Below are 3,869 nucleotides of genomic sequence, written 5' to 3' on the forward strand. Positions count from 1 at the left end.
GGCACGGTCAGGAACTCCAGCCGGGCCGAGATGCCATAGGCGGCCACCGCCACCGGGCCGTAGCCGGCGAGCTGGCCCGTCACCAGGATGGTGGTGGCATTGGCGATGGTGGCCAGCGCGCAGGCCACCAGCCCCACCGACAGGATGCGGTGGAACAGCATGGCCGAGGGCCGCGCCCGCAGCCTCGGCAGGAAGCCGGCGCCGCCGCGCGCCACCACCGCCGCCATGGCCAGCGCCGCCACCCAGAACACCAGCGCGAAGGCCGCGCCGAGGCCGGCCAGCCCCATGCCCAGCGGCTCGGCCAGCAGCCAGCCCAGCGGCGGATAGCCGCACCAGGCCAGCGCCAGCACCCGCGCCGCCAGCGCGTGCCGGCCGCCGCCGCGCAGCACGGAGGCGAGGGTGTTGGCCAGCCAGACCGGCACCGCCCCGGCGCCGAACAGCCAGGCGGCATAGGCCGCCGCCGCCTCCGCCGCGGCCGGGCCGCCGATCAGGGCCAGCAGCGCATGGGGAAAGACCGCCAGCAGCAGGGCGAAGAGCAGCCCGCCCCCCAGCGCGATCAGCACCGCGTGCAGCACGAGGTCCGCCGCCTCGGCCGGGCGGCCGGCGCCGAGGGCGCGGGCGATGGCGGAGACCACCCCACCCCCCATGGCACCCGCCGACATCTGCTGCAGCAGGAGGGCGAAGGGCAGCACCACCGCCCAGCCCGCCAGCGCCGCCGTGCCCTGGCGGGCGGCCAGCCAGGTCTCCAGCAGCTGCGCCGCCGCCTGCAGCAGCGCGATCAGGCTGGTGGGCGCCGCCAGGGCGGCGATCCGCCGCAGCAATGCCGCCATGCCCGGCGGCGTGGTTCCTGCTTCCACCCTGCTCTCTCCCCTGCGGGCGGCAGGATGGCGGGAATATCGCGGGTGGAAAAGCCGGCGGCGCGCGTTCTCCGGCGCGCCGCGCCGCTCAGCTCCAGAACAGCAGGATCAGCGGGGTGCCGACCAGCAGGCAGAGCAGCGCCAGCGGCGTGCCCAGGCGCGCGTAATCCTGGAAGCGGTAGCCGCCCGGCTCCATCACCAGCGTGTTGGACTGGTGGCCGATCGGGCTGAGGAAGGTGCAGGAGGTGCCGATGCACACGGCCATCAGCATCCCGTCCTGCGACACCCCGGCCACCTCGGCCAGGCCGAGCGCGATGGGTGCCATCAGCAGCACCGTGGCGTTGTTCGCCATCACCTCGGAGAGCAGCATGCAGACCAGCAGGATGCCGCCCACCACCGCCCAGCCCGGCAGCGCCGCCGCCGGTCCGGCCAGGCTCTCCACCAGCAGGGTGATGGTGCCGCTGCGCTCCATCGCCTCGCCCAGCGGGAACAGCGCGCCGAGCAGCACGATCACCGGCCAGTCCACCGCCGCATAGGCCTCGTCCGGCTTCAGCACGCGGCACAGGATCATCGCCGCCACCACGGCGGTGAAGGCGATGTGCGCCGGCGCCAGCTCGAACAACACGGCCAGGATGCCGGCCAGGAACATGCCGCCCGCCAGGATGGCGTGCTGCGGCCGGCCCAGCGCCACGCTGCGCTCGGCCAGGGGCAGCAGGGAGAGGGCCTGGAAGGCGTCGGCCCGCTTGTCGCGCTGGGCCTGCAGCAGCACCACGTCACCGCTGCGCAGGACGATCTCGTTCATCCGGTCCGTCACGCGCCGGCCCTGGCGGGAGACGGCCAGCAGGTTGATGCCGTGCTGGCTGCGCAGCCGCAGCGCCGAAGGCGAGCGGCCGATCAGCGGCGAGCCGGGGCGGAGGATGGCCTCCACCGCGTCCACCTCGTCGGCCACCAGCGCCTTCAGCCCGTCGCGCGGCTTGCCGCCATCCGGCTCGGTCAGGGAAAGGCCGGCCATCTCCACCAGGGCGCGCAGCGAATCGGCGCTGCCTTCCAGCAGCAGCACGTCCTCCGCCCGCAGCCGCGCCTCGCCCGGCGGGGCCAGGGTGCGGTTGGGGCCGCGGAACAGGCCGACCACCGTCACGTCGCCATCCGCCATGCTCTCCAGCGTGCGGATGGAGAGGCCGATGGCGGCGCTCTTCGGCCCCAGCCGTGCCTCGGCCACGTAGTCCCCGGCATCGACCTCGACCTTGCCGCCGCGCTTGTCGCCCAGCAGGCGGTTGGCCAGCACCAGACAGGCCACGCCCAGCACGGCGAGCGGCAGGCCGACCCAGGCGAAGTCGAACAAGGCATAGGGGCCGAGTTCCGTCCGTTCCTGCCGGATGGCGGAGATGATCAGGTTGGGGGGCGTGCCGATCAGCGTGATCAGTCCGCCCAGCACCGAGCCAAAGGCCAGCGGCATCAGCGCGCGGGAGGGGGCGTAGCCCTCGCGGTAGGCGTTGCGCAGCGCCACCGGCATGAACAGCGCCAGCGCGCCCACATTGTTCATGAAGCCCGAGAAGCCGGCGCAGAGGCCGGTCTGCGCCGCCACCTGCAGCCGGGGCCGGCCGCGCATGCCGCCCAGGCGGCGCAGCAGCAGGTCCACCGTGCCGGCCGCCTGCAGCCCCTTGCTGATGGCCAGCACGGCCACCACCGTCGTCACCGCCGGCTCGGCGAAGCCGAGGAAGGCCTCCGCCGGCGCCACCTGCCCCGTCAGCACCAGGGCCAGCAGCAGCAGCAGGGCCACCACGTCGTAGCGCACGGGCTGCAGCACGAAGCCCGCCAGCGCCAGCAGCGCCAGGGCGGAGACGGTCATCTGGTCGGCGGTCATGCGGGGTTCCGAGAGGAGAGGCCGGCAGAACCGCGTGGCGATGGCCGGGTTGCCCGGCCAGGCCATGGCCCGCCGGCCGCGCGGCGCGGCCCAGGCATCGGGCATGAAAAAGGCCGGGGGCGCAAGGCGCCTCCGGCCGGATGCGGCCAGCGGGAGCCTCGCGGCTCCCGTCGGCGCTGGATCAGCGCGAGTAGAACTCGATGACCAGGTTCGGCTCCATCTGCACCGGGTAGGGCACGTCGGAGAGCTTGGGGGCGCGCAGGAAGCGGCCCTTCATCTGGCGGTGGTCGATCTCGAGATACTCGGGCACGTCGCGCTCGCCGGACTGGGCGGCGTCGAGCACGGCGACGAGCTGCTTCGACTTCTCCTTGACCTCGACGACGTCATTGTCGCGCACGAGGTAGGAGGGGATGTTCACGCGCTTGCCATTGACCGTGATGTGGCCATGGTTGACGAACTGGCGGGCGGCGAAGGGGGTCACGGCCAGCTTCAGGCGGTAGACCACCGCGTCCAGGCGGCGCTCCAGCAGCTCGATCAGGTTCTCGGAGGTGTCGCCCTTGCGGCGCACGGCCTCCTGATAATACTTGCGGAACTGCTTCTCGCCGATGTTGCCGTAGTAGCCCTTGAGCTTCTGCTTGGCCATCAGCTGCACGCCGAAGTCGGTCGGCTTCTGCTTGCGGCGCTGGCCGTGCTGGCCGGGGCCGTACTCGCGCTTGGCGACCGGGGACTTGGCGCGGCCCCACAGGTTGACGCCGAGGCGGCGATTGATCTTGTACTTGCTTTCCGCGCGCTTCGTCATGCGGCGGGCTCCTTCTTGTTGTGCGTACCGTTCGGGTATCGCTGATGTCCCGGTAGTCCCGAGGCGGCCATGCCGGAGGGGCACGCGCCAGGGGCGGGACGCAGGACAAGCCTGCATCCGCTTTCCCGGAAGGGAGCGCGCCTTTAGCGCCGCGCCGCGCCGCTTGTCAAACCATGTCTCCGGCGCCTACTGCGCATCCTCATGGTGACACGCGCGGAGATCCTGATCCTGGGGCTGAAGGCCGGGGTGACGGGCAGTCTGGTGGGCGGGCTGATGCTGGGCATCGGCCTCGGCCTCGTCGTCAACAACGTGCATGCGGGCTGGGTGCTGGTGCTGCCGGCGGCGCCGC

Annotated in this window: 3 protein-coding genes; all 3 read right to left on the reverse strand. The window is 72.7% G+C overall.

Annotation, left to right across the window (positions count from 1 at the left end):
• The coding region (locus tag ACZJYS_RS23320; RefSeq protein ID WP_493180506.1) for an MATE family efflux transporter at positions 1-857 on the reverse strand (857 nt) is incomplete at its 3' end.
• A gap of 88 nt (positions 858-945) precedes the next feature.
• On the reverse strand, positions 946-2,721 hold the full coding sequence (locus tag ACZJYS_RS23325) for an SLC13 family permease (protein WP_493180507.1): 1,776 nt from the start codon (positions 2,719-2,721) through the stop codon (positions 946-948).
• Between the two features lie 181 nt (positions 2,722-2,902).
• Complete coding sequence (gene rpsD, locus ACZJYS_RS23330) at positions 2,903-3,520, reverse strand: 30S ribosomal protein S4 (protein ID WP_109518417.1); 618 nt, start codon at positions 3,518-3,520, stop codon at positions 2,903-2,905.
• Positions 3,521-3,869: the final 349 nt, after the last annotated feature.

It is taken from the genome of Roseomonas sp. TS2 (assembly GCF_058833935.1).